We start from the raw sequence: 13,992 nt of genomic DNA, 5'->3' as shown, positions 1-13,992 counted from the left end.
CAACGTATCGCACGCACTCCTCGTTAGTCCTTCCGCTCTGCGGTCCCGACGGAGCGTTCGAACATCACCGTCGACGGTCGGAGACACCCTCAGCCCCCGCCGTCGGTGTCTTCGAACAGCGAGTCGGCCGACGATCGCCCGAGGACGGAGCGACCGAGGAGTCGGCCGCCGATCTCCATCGGGCTGATCACCTCGTCCGCGCCGACCGCCTCGAGTTTGTCGACGTGCTCCCGGTCGTTCGCGGCGGCGACGATGCGGACCGCCTGGTTCGCCTCACGGGCTGCGAGGACCGTCAGGACGTCTGTGGCGTCGTCCTGGGTCGCGACGACCACGCCGGCGGCGTCGTCGATCCTGGCCTCCTCGAGCGTGTCGGCGAGGGTCGGATCGCCGGCGACGACGGTGACGTTCCGGGCGTCGACCTCGTCGGTCTCGTCGGTATCGGGCGCGACGACCACGACGTCGACCTCGATACCGAGTTCGTCGAGCAGCGGTTCCGTGATATCGTCGTAGCCGAGAACCAGCACGTGATCCTCGAGCAGCGTGAGTTCCGTAGGGGTCATGGTTCCGAACGCGGCGGCCATTCGCTTCTCGATCGCCGGGACGATCAGCGCCCCGATCGCCACGGTGAACGCGCCGGTTCCGAAGACGATAACCGAAAGCGAGAACCACTTCGCTCCGGTCGTCAGCGGCGTAATGTCGCCGTAGCCGACGGTCGCGATGGTGACGATGACGTAGTAGACGGAGTCGCTCCAGGTTTCGAGGCCGCCGAACTGGTCCCGGAGCGCGTACGAGCCGGCGGTTCCGTACAGCCCGACGCCGACGATCGAGGACAACGAGGCGATCTGCAGCGAGGTGAGTTCGAGCGGCCGGTCGAACGCCGCCCGGTTGACGAGCAAGAGCGGGAGCGCCAGGAGAATCACGAGCAGGAGCGGGACGTCCGTGGCCTGAAGCGTCGTCAGGGGCAATACCGCAGCCAGCGGGAGGACCGCGAGCGCGAGATACCACGCGATTCGACGCCGACGCTGGAGGCCGAACACCAGGATTCCGAGTACGAACGCGAGCAGAACGCCGGTGAACTGCAGGAAGACGGGATCGCCGGGAATCGCCGCCGCCAGCGGCCCGTCGAAGGCCGGCTCCGGCTGGCTGAGGTTCGACAGCCCGGTGATAAACGAGAGCACTGCGGCGAGCCCGGTCAGCCACACCGCCGCTTTTGCGCCCGAGAACTCCCCCCAGTAGACGAGCCGCACCCTCTCGGAGCGATAGAACAACCGCTCGAGTGCGGGTTCCGACGGATCCGGGGTATCAGCCCCCATTCTCTAGGTGTAACGGGAGCAAGCTATTTGACGTCTTCCCCGCCGTCGGTCGGCATCGAGAGACAGTACTGATGTGGGCGAACGATCGACGGGATCGTGATGCATGGTAACAAAAGCAAGGACTATATGAGTGACTCTCGATGTTTCAGACGAGCACGAGGACGAATACTCATGTACGACAACGTTCTGATCGCGACGGACGGCAGCGACGAGGCCGAGGGTTGCGTCGAACACGGACTCGATATCGCGGAGCGAGTGGGTGCGAAGGTACACGTGCTGTACGTGGTCGAGACCAAAGCGAGCTACATCCTGACGGTCGGCATCTCCGACGACGAACTCCGGTCTTACCGGAAGTACGGCGAGGAGGTCGTCGGCGAGGTGATCGAGCGCGTCTCCGAGCGCGATCTCAGCGGCGAGGGCGTGATCAGAACCGGTCGGCCGGCCGAGGAGATCGTCGAGTACGCCGAGGAGAACGACGTCGATCTCGTTTTGATGGGGAAACAGGGCCACGGGGCGATCGACAGACACCTCGGAAGCACCTCCGAGAAGGTCATCCGAATGGCCGACACGCCGGTAACGGTCGTTGCAGGCACACAGTGGACGACCTAGCCCCGGCACGGGCGTGCGGGCCTCCGACTCTCTCCGGAGCCGACCCGGCTCCCATCGACATCGAGACGTCTCGCCGAGTTTCCGTCCTCGAACCGCCAGCTTTGAGCCGTTCGCGATCGAACCGACGTTTCGAACGCATGCGCTGGACCCCGCGGACGTACCTGCGGCTGTTCCTGCTCGGCGGCGGCCTCCTCCTGTTCGGAAGCGGGCTCCTCGCCGGCGACCCCCTCGAGATGCTTCTCGGTGCCGCCGGCGTGGCCCTGGGCGGGATCGGTCTCGTCACCGAGTGGCGAGACGCCTCGGACTGACGATACCGATAAGTCACGTCCGGACAGTGGCCTCGGTATGTCCAGATTCGTCGCGATCGCTGCAACGATTCTCGCAGTGGTACTGGCAGCCGCGAGCCTCATGTTGTTGCTGGCGGGTCGACACTTCATCGCCGGGACGCTGCTAACGTTCGTGGCGTTCTCGATCTACCTTCGCGAGATCAACCTCGAGTGAACTCCCCCCCGGGTAGCACGCCTTTCGGACCCCCGAACTCGACCCAAACTATTTGCGCGAGTCCGCCGAAAAACCCCAGTAAGAGGATGTTAGACAGGATACTGATCGCGACGGATGGGAGCGAGAAAGCCGCGGCGGCGATCGATCACGGACTGGATCTCGCGGAAACGTTCGGGGCCGAGGTCCACGTAATCTACGTCGTCGAGACGAAGGCGTCGTACATCCTCAGTATCGGCGCGAGCGAGGAGGGACTCGAGGAGTACCGACAGTACGGCGAGGGGATCGTCGGCGAGGTCGTCGACCGAGCCGAGGAGCGAGGGCTCGACGGCGTCGGCGTGGTCGAATCCGGTAAGGTCGCACAGCAGATCCTCGAGTACGTCGAGACGGCGGAGATCGACACCGTCGTTATGGCGGAACGCGGCCGAGGAACGCTCGAGAAGTACCTCGGCTCCAACGTCGAGAAGGTCGTTCAGCTGTGTCCGCAGCCGGTCACCGTCATCCGTTCCTGAGCGGATCTCCATCCCGTAGGTGAGTGCCGGTGCAACCCGATCACCTTGGTTGCACCGGAAAACCGTTACGCGGTCCGTCTCAGTCGTCGCCGACGTCGACGACAGTGCCCTCCCTGGTTCTGACGTGCGTGACGAGGTCGCCGGTCTGACTCGTGACGACGATCTCGTCTTCGTCCTCGAGGTCCTCGATCAGCTCGGCGAACTCGTCCGACTGGAGCGTTTTGTACTCCCGTCTGAGCCCCACGAGGACGGCGTACATCATAAACAGGAGGATGAAGGTGAACGGAAGGCCGCTCGCGATGGCGGCCGCCTGTAACGCCTCGACGGCGGCGTCACCGCCGGCGATCAGTAGGGTGGCGGCGACCAGCCCCTCCGAGGCGGCCCAGAAGACCCGCCCGGCCGGCGGCGTCTCGTGTTTCCCGCCAGTACTCAGGTGCTCGAGGACGAGCGAGCCCGAGTCCGTGGAGGTCACGAAGAACGTCGTAACGAGGACGATCGCCAGCAACGAGAGGATCACCGTCCCTGGCATCAGTTCGAACATCGCGAACATCGCGACCTCCTCGCCGACCTCGAAGACCGGGCCGCTGATCGCGCCCTCGGTCGCCTCGCTCAGCTCGAAGTTGAGCGCGCTTCCGCCCATAGCCGAGAACCAGGCAAACGAGAAGATGACGGGGATCAGGAGCACGCCGCCGACGAACTCCCTAATCGAACGCCCCTTCGAGATTCGTGCGATGAACATCCCGACGAACGGCGACCAGGAGATCCACCATGCCCAGTAGAACACCGTCCAGTCGACGAGGAAGTTCCCCTCTCCCTCGCCGCCCGGCCCGTAGAACTCCGAGCCCTGGAAGTAGTGATTGTCGAAGGTGTTTCCGAAGAACGACAGCTCGAAGAAGTTTCCGAGGTAGCCGCCGATCGCCTGCGGGAACGCCCCGAGGATGAACAGCGTCGGTCCGAGGACGAACACCGACGCCAGCAGGGTTATCATCAGCGCCAGGTTCAGATTGCTGAGTCGCCGGATCCCCTTGTCGAGACCGAGGTAGACCGAGATGATCGCCAGCCCGGTGACGACTCCGATGATGGCGATGACGACCCAGATCGAGTCGGGGACGGCCGGGAACGCGCCGACCTCGTCGCCGACGAACGTTAGTCCCGCGTTGATCTGTAACGCGCCCAATCCAAGCGAGGTGACGAGGCCGAACAGTGTCGCGAAGATCGTGAAGACGTCGATGACGTGTCCTGGCCAGCCGTAGATCCGGTCACCGAGTACGGGGTAGAACACCGACCGGAAGGTCAGCGGGAGCCCGCGGTTGAACGAGAAGAAGGCGAGTCCGAGCGCGACCAGCGCGTAGATCGCCCACGGATGGAACCCCCAGTGGAACAGCGACACCGCGAGTGCTACCTCGCCGGCGCCCTCGGTCCCCGCCTCCGCGCCGAGATGCGGGTCGAAGAGGTGAAAGACCGGTTCGGCGACGCCGAAGAACATGAGGCCGATCCCCATCCCCGCGCTGAACAGCATCGCGATCCAGGAGATGTCGCTGAACTCCTTCTCGCCGTCGACGCCACCCAGCCGGATCGAACCGTACTTGCTGATGGCGAGATAGATCATGAAGATGATAAACGAGTTCGCCGCCAGGATGAACAGCCAGTCGAAGTAGTCCGAGACCGCAACCCTCGTGTCCTGATATACGGCCCCGGCCTGGTCCGGGAACACGAGCGAGAGGATAATAAAGAGGGCGATCAACCCACCCGCGGTGAGAAAGACGGGCGGGTTGATGTCGAACCCGTACCCCTGCCAGTTCCTGTCACCCGGTTCTCGGTCCGTCTCCGCGTGGAAGAGATTTTCCTGTATTCCGCGCTTATCTTCGTCTGCCATGGTTTCCCTCCGTGTGCGTGCCGCCGTAGTTGTGCTGCCTGAAGCGCCTGAAGCCGTGCGCCGATCCCGTTCGAAGCGGTAGTTCGTGACACTCCACTCGAGCCGATCGATCCGACTTACCAGCCCCGACTGCGTGGTCCGCCCGTTCGCCGTTGCCGTGCGAACGCATCTCGAATGTCATCACCTACCAATCCCATTATACCGATTCCCTGCTGTCAGGTATATAGCTTTGGTAACTATCCGTGTAGTTGCCAAAGCACCACACTGTCGGATAGTCCTTTCGACCCATGCCAGTCCCGATCGCTGGACTGGTCGTCAGAGCCGCGTGAATATGAACCCGAATCGGGACGGGGTAGCGAGAAACGAAACGAGAAACGTCACCACGGCGAGTCCGAACGAGACGGCGGCGAGTCCGGCGAGAAGCGGTGCTAATCCGGTCCAGATGGGGATCGAGAGCACGATCGCCGTCATCGAACAGACGACGATCAGGAGAAACCCCATCGAGATCCGTAGCCCCATCTGACGGGGATTGAACCCACACCGGGGACAGCCTTCCTCGTCCCCCTCGAGTTCGCACCCGCATCGGTTACAGTGCGGAACGCCGCCCGTGAGCGGAGCCATGGCGTACCACTCTCACCGAAGCGACAAAAAGACGCGGCTCCGCGGTCGTCCGTCGCTCGAGCCCTGGACCGGGGCCGGGACCGCTCCTCGAGAACGATCCACAACAGTCCAGAACGCTGTAACGTAGAGTTTCCAGAGGCCGGTTTCCAGCCTCAACTCCCACATTTATGTGCTCCCGAAGACACACATATGGTAATGTCTGACAAGGAAGCAGGACGGAGCGAGAGCCACCCGAACTACCCGACGGTCGACCAGTCCGATCGAACCCTCCCGCGGAACCTTCGCCAGTCCGGTGATCCCGGGATCGAGATGCTCGTCTCCACGCGGGTTCGGAAGTCGCCGTTCTTCCACAAGTCCTTCGTGGAGAACGGCGCCTGGCGTGCGACGGTGTACAACCGGATCTACCACCCGCGCGGGATGCTGACGCCCGAAGAAGGGGGGATGATGGAAGAGTACGACGCGCTCGTCAACCACGTAACCCTGTGGGACGTCGCGGTCGAGCGCCAGATTCGCGTCAAGGGACCCGACGCGGAGGCGCTTACGAACTACGTCATCACGCGGGACGCGACCGAGATCGAGCCGATGCACGGGAAGTACGTCATCCTCTGTAACGAGGACGGCGGCATCCTGAACGACCCCGTCCTGTTGCGCCCGGCCGAGGACGAGTTCTGGTTCTCGATCTCCGACTCGACGCTGATGCAGTGGCTCCAGGGAGTCAACGTCGGGAAGAACTTCGACGTCGAGATCGACGAGATCGACGTCGCTCCGATGCAGATCCAGGGACCCCGATCGGTCGACGTGATGGTCGACGTCGTCGGCGAGGAGGTCAAGGAGATTCCCTACTACGGGCTGATGGAGGCCGAGATCAACGGCTGTTCGGTGCTGGTGAGCCAGACCGGCTTCTCCGGCGAGAAGGGGTTCGAGATCTACGTTCGCGACGCGACGAAACACGCCGAAGCCGTCTGGGACCCCGTTCACGAGGCCGTCGTCGACCACGGCGGGATGCAGGTCGCCCCGGCCCACCACCGTCGCATCGCCGCCGGCATCCTCTCGTGGGGCCAGGATATGGACCACGAGACGTCGCCGTTCCAGGTCAATCTCGCCTACCAGGTTCCCGACGACAAAGACGCCGACTACGTCGGCAAGGAGGAGCTCGAGCGCCAGCAGGAGCTGATCGAGGACGGCGAGTACCCGTTCGTCCACAAGATGGTCGGACTGAAGCTGGCCGGCGAGCCGATCCGGGACTACGCGCCCGACTTCTGGCTCATCTCCGATCCCGACACTGGCGAGGAGTGTGGCTACGTCACCTCGCCGTGGTACAACCCCGAACTCGAGACGAACCTCGCGCTCGGGTTCGTCCCCGCCGAGAAGCTCGACGGCGACGTCTCCGAGGTGTACGACGGCGACATCGAGACGGAGTTCCAGGTTCACCTGCCCGACGAGTACGCCGAGGAGCCCGGTGAGCCGGTGTACGCCAAGGTCTCTGAGGTTCCGTTCAAGCCCTCGGTCAACCCGAGTGCGCGCGAACAGGCGAAGCTGAGCGCTCGCGAGGAGGCTTCCGAATAGTGTCCGGAGAGATTCAGTCCGTCCCGACCGCCGAGGGGATGGTCGAACTCCTCGAGGAGCCACGCTTCGAGCTGATGCCGTTCGAGAGCATCGACGAACAGCTCGGCCACCTCCCCGAGGGGTCGGAGATCGCGATCACCACCTCCCCGACGCTCGGGCTCGAGGCGACGATCGAGTGGAGCGAGCGGGCCAGCGAGCGCGGCTACGAGATCGTCCCCCACGTCGCCGCCCGCTACGTCGAGGACCGGGATCACCTCGAGGAGATCGCCCGGCGTCTCACCGAGGCCGGGGTAACGGATATCTTCGTCCCGGGCGGGGACCGCGAGGAGCCGGCCGGCGAGTTCGAGTCGGCCCTGGAGCTGCTGGTTGCCCTCGAGGAGCTACCGTACTCGTTCGCCGAGGTCGGGATCACGGGATATCCGGAGGGTCATGCCTTCCTCGACGACGAGACGCTGGCCGAGTCGATGGCCGAGAAGGAGCCCTACGCCACCTACATCGTGACCCAGCTGTGTTACGATCCCGACGCCGTTCTCGAGTGGATCGAGGAGATTCGCGCCCGCGGCGTCGAACTCCCCGTCGAGATCGGCATCCCGGGCGTGATGAAGTACCAGCGACTGCTCGGGATTTCGAAGAAGGTCGGCGTCGGCGACTCCGTCCGGTTTCTCAAGAAGACGAGCGGAATCGTCGGCTTCGTCCGCCAGCTCGTCGGCTCCAGGGGGACGTACTCGCCCGACACCCTGCTCGAGGGACTCGCGCCGTACGCGACCGACCCCCGATACGACATCCGGGGTGTCCACATCTACGCGTTCAACCAGGCGTCCGATCTCGAGTCCTGGCGAGCCGAGACCCTCGGGAAGCACCGCTGACGCTCATCCGTTCCGTTTTCGCTCCTGCTCGGGGTGTTCGGAAACGAACACGCTGGTGTGATCCGGGATGTCCTCGGTCACCCAGGAGTTGGCGCCGATGCTGACGTGATCGCCGACGGTGATCGCGCCCAGCACCTTCGTTCCGGCGCCGATCACCACGTTGTCGCCGATGTCGGGGTGGCGCTTGTACCCCTTCTTGAGGGCCTTCTCGTCGTCCTCTTCCTCCTCGAAGTGGAGCGCCCCCAGGGTGACGTCCTGGTAGAGCCTGACCCAGTCGCCGATCGTCGCCGTCTCGCCGATGACGACGCCGGTGCCGTGGTCGATGAAGAAGTGGTCGCCAATCTGTGCCCCAGGGTGGATGTCGATCCCCGTCACGGTCTTGGCGTACTCCGTGAGCTCCCTCGCGTACTCGGGAACGCCGGCCTCGTAGAGGCAGTGAGCGACCCGCTGGACCATGATCGCCTGCAAACCGGGGTAGGACCGAACGATCTCGACGACCGACCGCGCGGCCGGGTCGCCCTTGTAGGCGGCCTCGACGTCTTGCTCGAGGGTTCGGCGAAGCTCCGGAAGGCGGTCGAGGACGTCGGTCGTCGTCCCCGCCGGATCCGACCCCGAGTAGGCTCGGATCCCCGCCTCGTAGTGTGAACCCAGCTCCGTGAGTGTGTTCCGAACCGCGACCTCGTCCTCGAGCAGCTTCCGGGCGTTCCAGCAGCCCGGAAACAGGAGCCGCCTGAGCAGGTTCAGCTCCGGCCGTCTGCGGTCCTGCGGGAACGGCGCCGCCGACTCCGGACCCGTGGCGGCGTCGGTGTCGTACGTCTCGAGGAGACGCGCGGCCGCATCACCTGTGTACTCGTATGCCATGGTCGGATACTCGAACGGGAGGACCAAAGGTTTTCCAGCCGCTCGAGTCTCGCGGGGCCGGCGAACCCTACAAGTCGCCGGTCGACGAACGTCGACTGTGTCGACAGAGCTGCTTCGCGGGGAACCGGTCGCGGAACCGATCCTCGGGCGCGTCGCCGAGCGGGTCCGAACCCTTCGCGAGGAGGGGACGACGCCGACGCTCGCGACGGTCCTGATGAGCGACGATCCGGCCGACGAACGGTTCGTCGAGCTGAAACACGAGACCTGCGACGACGTCGGAATCGCTACCCGGGACGTCCGGCTCGAGCCCGGCGCACCCGCCGAACGGCTCTACCGGGAGGTCGAACGACTGTCCGACGATCCCGTGGTCGACGCCGTTTTTGTCCAGGTTCCGCTGCCCGACGGTGTTTCGCTAACGGGAGTCAGACGGCGACTCGAGCCGACGAAAGACGTCGACTGCCTCCACCTCGAGAACGTGGGGCGGCTCGTCGCCGGCGAGCCGCGGTTCGTTCCGGCGACGACGGCCGCGGTGTGCCGGCTGCTCTCGGCGTACGACGTCCCGGTCGCGGGAGCCGACGTCGTCGTCGTCGGTCGCTCCGGCGTGATCGGCACGCCGCTGGCGAACCGACTGCTGTGGGACCGGTCGGTCGGTAACGCGACCGTCACGGTTTGTCACTCGAGGACGACGGATCTCGCCGCCCACACGCGCCGAGCCGACATCGTCGTCACCGCGGCCGGCACTCCAGGGGTGGTCGACGGTTCGATGCTCTCGAGCGGTGCCGTCGTCGTCGACGTCAGTGCGACTCGAAAACCGGAGGGGGTCGTCGGCGACGTGGCCTTCGAGAGCGCGGCCGAAAGAGCGAGCGCGATCACGCCCGTTCCCGGCGGCGTCGGTCCGGTGACCCTCGCGGCGCTCGTCGAAAACGTCGTTCGGACCGCGACGCGGCGGGACGGGGACCGCGAGGGTTAGCGGCTCGTCTTCTCGCGCTCTCGCTCCGCTCCGATCCGGCCGCGCGGACGGAACAACTGCTCGAGGGTCCCGATCAGGCTATCGGGAGTTTCAAACGCCGTGGGCGTCCCCGGAAGGTAGTAGTCAACATCGTACTGGTCGTCCGAGTCGATACGGGTGCTCTTCATACTCGAACGTCGAGGCTCGATCGGATTAAAAATTTTGTATCGCACATAATTCGAGGTTATCGACCTGCTATCTTTCCATTGTCTCGAGTTATTTGGAGATAATGGGCCCAGATGTTGGAACGGGTGAATAGTATAAAATCGGCGGTCGAGAACGATCCGATCCCGGTCTATCGCGGTCGTACTGCGCGGCGGTTCGGTGTCGACATCGAGCGACGCGGACTCCGTTCCTCGCGTTTACCGGATCCCGGTCGTGCAGGCGAATCCGGGCGGTTCGGAGGCAGCCAACAGGTATTTGTACGGTCGAGTGTTGCTCCCAGGAAAACGGTGCTCGACGTGTTCCCGACAGTTCATCGGTCCGATCGGCGGCTGCTCGCCGTCTCGTTCGCCCTCTTCGCCGGTGCCGGCGCCGCGACCGCCGCGGGCGTGGGTCCCGCGATGACCGCCGGCGCGACCGCGCTGGCGGTCGGCGGCGTCTACTGCGCCGCACTGTACGCCAACCGGGTCTCGCGCCCGACGCTGGCCCGGCTCTCGCTCGGGCTCTGGATCGCCTTCCTCGGCGTCGCGGGACTACATCTCGTCGGCCTCGAGACGATCGCGGGAGCCGCACCCGGGCCGACGGCGGCGGGCGTTCACTCGCTGTCGGCACTGACCTGGGCCGCGTTGCTGTTACCCTGCTCGACGACGGTCTTCCTCGGCTTCCGGGAGTACGCGAGTTCGGGCGCCGACGTCGCCGACGAGCAGGCCCTCGAGGGCGACACGTCGGACTACTCCACCCGGTAGCTGACGGCGATCCCTTCGCCGAGCGGGAGGACGACGGTCTCGAAGGACGAGTCGCCGGTTACGCGCTCGAGGTAGGCCGCGATACCGCGGGTGTGTTCGTTGGCCGAGTCGGGGATCGTCCACTCCCCCTCTCGCTCGGCCTCCCGCTCGACGACCTCGAGCAGCGTCTCGAACTCGATCGGTCCCGCGGTGATCGCGTTGTCCGCGACGACGACGCCGCCGACGGGGATCTTCGGTCGAATCGCCTCGAACGCGTCGACGTAGCGGTGTTTCTGGTGGTCGATCAGCGCGACGTCGAACGGCCCCGCGTACTCCTCGATCGTCTCGAGGGCGTCGCCGAGTTCGTAGCACGCGCGGTGGTCGTACCCACCCGCAGCCATGTACTTCCGGGCCAGCTCGAGTTCGTCCTCGTCGACCTCGGTGAGGACGATCTCACCCGTTTCTGGGAGCGCGTCCGCGAACCAGTACGCCGAGTAGCCGTATCCCGAGCCGAACTCGAAGACCCGCTCGGCGCCGACGACGCGGGCGAGAAATCGCAGGAAACCGCCCACCTCAGGTCCGACGTGGGGAAAGCCGGCCGAGTCGGCGTACTCGTCCATCTCGCGTAAAGTCTCGTCGGGCTCCGGGCCGACCGCGCGAACGAACCGCTCCATCTCCTCGCTGAGGACGTCGACCATATCTCCCCTTACGGGAGGCCGTACCAAAGCGTTCTGGAACCCCTCGAGCCGCCCGACTACTCCTCGGCGCCAGCCAGTCGCGCCAGCGCTCCGGCGAGAACCTCGGTCGCCGTCGCACAGTCCGCCCAGTCGGTCCACTCGAGGGGCGTGTGCGAGAGCCCGTCCTCGGAGGGGGCGAACAGCATCCCCGCGTCGGTCACCCGCGAGACCCGCATTGCGTCGTGGGCCGCCCCCGAGTGCATCGCGAGGGTGTCGATTCCCGCCTCGGTGCCGGCCCGCTCGAGGGCGTCCCGACACCGCCGATCCATCGGCGCCGGCTGGACGTCGATCTCGCGCTCGAAGCTCGTCTCGACGCCACGGTCGGCCTCGAGTCGCTCGAGGGTCGTCGTCGCCGTCTCGAGGATCGACCCCATCGTGTCGTACTTGACGTCCCGCACGTCGACGCCGAGCTCGACCGCGCCGGGGACGACGTTCGTCGCGTTCGGGCGAACGGTTCCCTTGCCGACGGTCGCGACGGCCGTCCCGTCACCGGCCGCGGCATGCTCGCGGCCCGCCGACTCGAGTTCGAGCACGAACTCGCTGGCCGCCGCGAGGGCGTCCGTCCGCTCGTCCATCCCCGTCGCTCCGGCGTGGTTCGCCTCGCCCTCGATCTCGACCGTCGCGTGGGCGATCCCGGTGATCGTCGTCACGATTCCGACCGGGACCCCGTGCTCCTCGAGGCGGGTGTCCTGCTCGACGTGGAGTTCGAGGAAGCTATCCCACGCACTCGCGTCGAGAACCCCCTCGCCGCGGTAGCCGATCGACTCGAGGGCGTCCGCGACGGCGACCCCCTCGTCGTCGGTCGCGGCGAGCGCGTCGTCGACGCTCCGGCGACCCGTGGCGACCGACGAGCCGAACATCCCACCGCCGAAGCGGGTGCCCTCCTCCTCGGTGAACGAGACGACCGCGATCGGGCGCTCGAGACTGCGCTCGAGATCGGTCTCCTGTAGCGTCCGGACGGCCTCGAGGGCGCCGTAGACCCCCAGCGGCCCGTCGAAGATCCCGCCCTCGGGGACCGAGTCGAGATGGCTGCCCGCCGCGATGGGCGCGGCCTCGGGATCGGCGCCCTCGGGGAGCCAGGTCGCCGCGATGTTGCCGACGGCGTCGACCGTGACCTCGAGACCTGCGTCCTTACAGCGGTCGACGAACCGATCCCGCGCCTCCCGGTTGGCTTCGGTTCCCGCGAGGACGGTCCGGCCCCGTCCCCTCTCGGCGTCGGTCGCGCCGAACGCGGCGTTCTCCTCGATGTCCTCTCGCAGTCGTCGCCGATTGACGTCCATGCGTCGCCGTTCCTCCCGGCGGTACGATACCGTTTCGCTCTTCGCGGGCGGCACATTTTTTGCCGCTCGGGACCGTCGGTTCGACCGATATGAGCGACGACCACCCGATCGCCGACGCCGTCGACAACCTCGTGTACGAACCGGTACAGGTCCACGACCGCGGGATCGACCTGACGGTGAGCGCGATCTACCAGGTTGCCGCCCCCGGAAGCCTCGACTTCGGCGGCGACGAGCTGGCCGACGCCGACCTCGAGCCCGTCGAAACTGCCCGGCGAGACCCCGACGACGAGTACGGCTGGTGGTCCCTCGAGGGCGGCCGGTACGTCCTCCAGCACAACGAGTTCCTCACCGATCTCGAGGAGCCGCTGCTCCTCCAGCCGAACAACGAACTGCTCGCCCGCGGGGGCTCACACCCGACCGTCCAGGTCAGTTCTCACCTCCCGCTGCTCCCGCTTTCAGTTCCCGACGGGGGGCTCGAGATCAAGGAGAACGCTCGCGTGTCGACGCTCGCGCCCGTCGGCACCTCGCTCGAGGGGAGCGGTCTCGAGGAGCCGTAGGCATACGGGCGTCGTCTCGCGGTTCGTTTCTGCCAGCCCGAAGATACTTTGTTGAGCCCGGAGCGTGTCGGGTATGAATCGCCGAACGGTTCTCGCCTCCCTCGGCTCCGTCTCCGTCGGTGCTACCGCGGGCTGTGTTGCCGCCTTCCGCGACCGGGGGGAAGACGTCCATCTGGGCCGGATCGTTCTCACGAACGAGACTCGACGAGAGCGGACCGCCGGTATCGACGTCCACCGAGGCGACGAGCGTGTCTTCTCGACGACCGAGACGGTGGCGGCCTACGAGGACGAGGAGGGGGTCGTCCCGGGGACGGACGTCGACTGCGGCTGGCCGGCCGAACCGGGGCGGTACCGCGTCGACGTTCGGTTCGACGGCCACGAGGCGGCGTCGATCCGGGTGTTCGAGACGGACGCGGCCAGGGACGCCGACGACGACGGCGAACGGTCGGGCGACCGCGAGGACGATCGAGCGGTCGACTGTTACGCCGCGGTCGCCGACCTGTTGTCGAACGACGAGACGAGGACGTGGTTCGCGCGCTGTCGGTCGACGACCTCCGATCTCGACGCGGACGTCTGTCACCTCGAGGAACTCGACCCCGAAGATCAGTGAGGTCCTCTCCTGGGGTGGTGCGCACCGGCGAACGGGAACGTAGTGACCCGTGAGCAAACCGACCGGCCGCGAGCGAGGACGCTCGACGATGTCGCGCGAGGTCTTCGCGAGTAGTACGGGACCGACGGTCCCGCGTATCGTACGAACGGTGCACGGTTCGAAGCGAACGGAGTGAGCACGGGTACTCGAG

At 65.9% G+C, this 13,992-nt stretch carries 17 protein-coding genes; 10 read left to right on the top strand and 7 right to left on the bottom strand.

The genetic code is table 11. The annotated features are described in order from the left end of the window. Positions 1–89: 89 nt before the first annotated feature. Positions 90–1,313 carry an NAD-binding protein gene (locus QA609_RS16865; protein ID WP_278303776.1) on the bottom strand — a complete coding sequence of 408 codons (1,224 nt, stop codon included), beginning with the start codon at positions 1,311–1,313 and terminating at the stop codon, positions 90–92. Positions 1,314–1,484: 171 nt separating this feature from the next. On the opposite strand from QA609_RS16865, the gene QA609_RS16860 reads away from it, so the two are divergent. The 4 genes from QA609_RS16860 (at position 1,485) to QA609_RS16845 (ending at position 2,932) form a co-directional block, all read left to right on the top strand. Further along, positions 1,485–1,922 carry a universal stress protein gene (locus QA609_RS16860; protein ID WP_278303775.1) on the top strand — a complete coding sequence of 146 codons (438 nt, stop codon included), beginning with the start codon at positions 1,485–1,487 and terminating at the stop codon, positions 1,920–1,922. 137 nt (positions 1,923–2,059) lie between these two features. Then, entirely contained in the window at positions 2,060–2,230 is a 171-nt protein-coding gene (locus QA609_RS16855; RefSeq protein WP_278303774.1) for a hypothetical protein, read from the top strand. A 37-nt stretch (positions 2,231–2,267) separates the two neighbouring features. Continuing rightward, positions 2,268–2,423 carry a hypothetical protein gene (locus QA609_RS16850; RefSeq protein WP_278303773.1) on the top strand — a complete coding sequence of 52 codons (156 nt, stop codon included), beginning with the start codon at positions 2,268–2,270 and terminating at the stop codon, positions 2,421–2,423. A gap of 86 nt (positions 2,424–2,509) precedes the next feature. After that, positions 2,510–2,932 carry a universal stress protein gene (locus QA609_RS16845; protein ID WP_278303772.1) on the top strand — a complete coding sequence of 141 codons (423 nt, stop codon included), beginning with the start codon at positions 2,510–2,512 and terminating at the stop codon, positions 2,930–2,932. A gap of 79 nt (positions 2,933–3,011) precedes the next feature. Here the strand turns inward: QA609_RS16845 and QA609_RS16840 are convergent, their stop codons facing one another. Further along, entirely contained in the window at positions 3,012–4,808 is a 1,797-nt protein-coding gene (locus QA609_RS16840) for a BCCT family transporter (protein ID WP_278303771.1), read from the bottom strand. Positions 4,809–5,123: 315 nt separating this feature from the next. After that, positions 5,124–5,429 (bottom strand): hypothetical protein, encoded by a 306-nt coding sequence (locus QA609_RS16835; protein WP_278303770.1) that lies wholly within the window; start codon positions 5,427–5,429, stop codon positions 5,124–5,126. Positions 5,430–5,624: 195 nt separating this feature from the next. On the opposite strand from QA609_RS16835, the gene QA609_RS16830 reads away from it, so the two are divergent. Further along, positions 5,625–6,995, top strand: coding sequence for an aminomethyl transferase family protein (locus QA609_RS16830; RefSeq protein ID WP_278303769.1), 1,371 nt, complete (start codon positions 5,625–5,627; stop codon positions 6,993–6,995). Next, positions 6,995–7,861, top strand: a complete 867-nt coding sequence (locus QA609_RS16825) for a methylenetetrahydrofolate reductase (protein WP_278303768.1) — start codon at positions 6,995–6,997, stop codon at positions 7,859–7,861. Before QA609_RS16830 ends, QA609_RS16825 begins: the two co-directional genes overlap by 1 nt. Before the next feature lie 3 nt (positions 7,862–7,864). On the opposite strand, the gene epsC is transcribed toward QA609_RS16825, so the two are convergent. Next, entirely contained in the window at positions 7,865–8,722 is an 858-nt protein-coding gene (epsC, locus tag QA609_RS16820; RefSeq protein WP_278303767.1) for a serine O-acetyltransferase EpsC, read from the bottom strand. A gap of 97 nt (positions 8,723–8,819) precedes the next feature. Between epsC and QA609_RS16815 the strand changes: the two genes are divergently transcribed. After that, positions 8,820–9,692 (top strand): tetrahydrofolate dehydrogenase/cyclohydrolase catalytic domain-containing protein, encoded by an 873-nt coding sequence (locus tag QA609_RS16815; RefSeq protein ID WP_278303766.1) that lies wholly within the window; start codon positions 8,820–8,822, stop codon positions 9,690–9,692. Here QA609_RS16815 and QA609_RS16810 read toward each other — a convergent pair. Further along, a complete protein-coding gene (locus tag QA609_RS16810) occupies positions 9,689–9,859 on the bottom strand; it encodes a hypothetical protein (protein WP_278303765.1) in 171 nt (56 codons plus the stop codon). The genes QA609_RS16815 and QA609_RS16810 overlap by 4 nt on opposite strands. A 324-nt stretch (positions 9,860–10,183) precedes the next feature. On the opposite strand from QA609_RS16810, the gene QA609_RS16805 reads away from it, so the two are divergent. After that, entirely contained in the window at positions 10,184–10,639 is a 456-nt protein-coding gene (locus QA609_RS16805; RefSeq protein ID WP_278303764.1) for a hypothetical protein, read from the top strand. On the opposite strand, the gene QA609_RS16800 is transcribed toward QA609_RS16805, so the two are convergent. Further along, positions 10,624–11,316, bottom strand: a complete 693-nt coding sequence (locus QA609_RS16800) for an O-methyltransferase (protein WP_278303763.1) — start codon at positions 11,314–11,316, stop codon at positions 10,624–10,626. The two genes, QA609_RS16805 and QA609_RS16800, sit on opposite strands and share 16 nt — an antisense overlap. 56 nt (positions 11,317–11,372) lie before the next feature. Then, on the bottom strand, positions 11,373–12,635 hold the full coding sequence (locus QA609_RS16795; RefSeq protein ID WP_278303762.1) for a Zn-dependent hydrolase: 1,263 nt from the start codon (positions 12,633–12,635) through the stop codon (positions 11,373–11,375). 89 nt (positions 12,636–12,724) lie between these two features. On the opposite strand from QA609_RS16795, the gene QA609_RS16790 reads away from it, so the two are divergent. Together QA609_RS16790 and QA609_RS16785 are read left to right on the top strand one after the other, a co-directional pair. Next, positions 12,725–13,192 (top strand): dCTP deaminase, encoded by a 468-nt coding sequence (locus QA609_RS16790; RefSeq protein WP_278303761.1) that lies wholly within the window; start codon positions 12,725–12,727, stop codon positions 13,190–13,192. Positions 13,193–13,265: 73 nt separating this feature from the next. Beyond that, positions 13,266–13,802, top strand: a complete 537-nt coding sequence (locus QA609_RS16785) for a hypothetical protein (protein WP_278303760.1) — start codon at positions 13,266–13,268, stop codon at positions 13,800–13,802. Positions 13,803–13,992: the final 190 nt, after the last annotated feature.

Origin of the sequence: Natronococcus sp. A-GB7 (assembly GCF_029688865.1) — an archaeon.
Taxonomy (GTDB): Archaea; Halobacteriota; Halobacteria; order Halobacteriales; family Natrialbaceae; genus Natronococcus.
The sequence above is the reverse complement of the archived record's forward strand: the minus strand, read 5'-3'. Positions and strand labels throughout refer to the sequence as shown.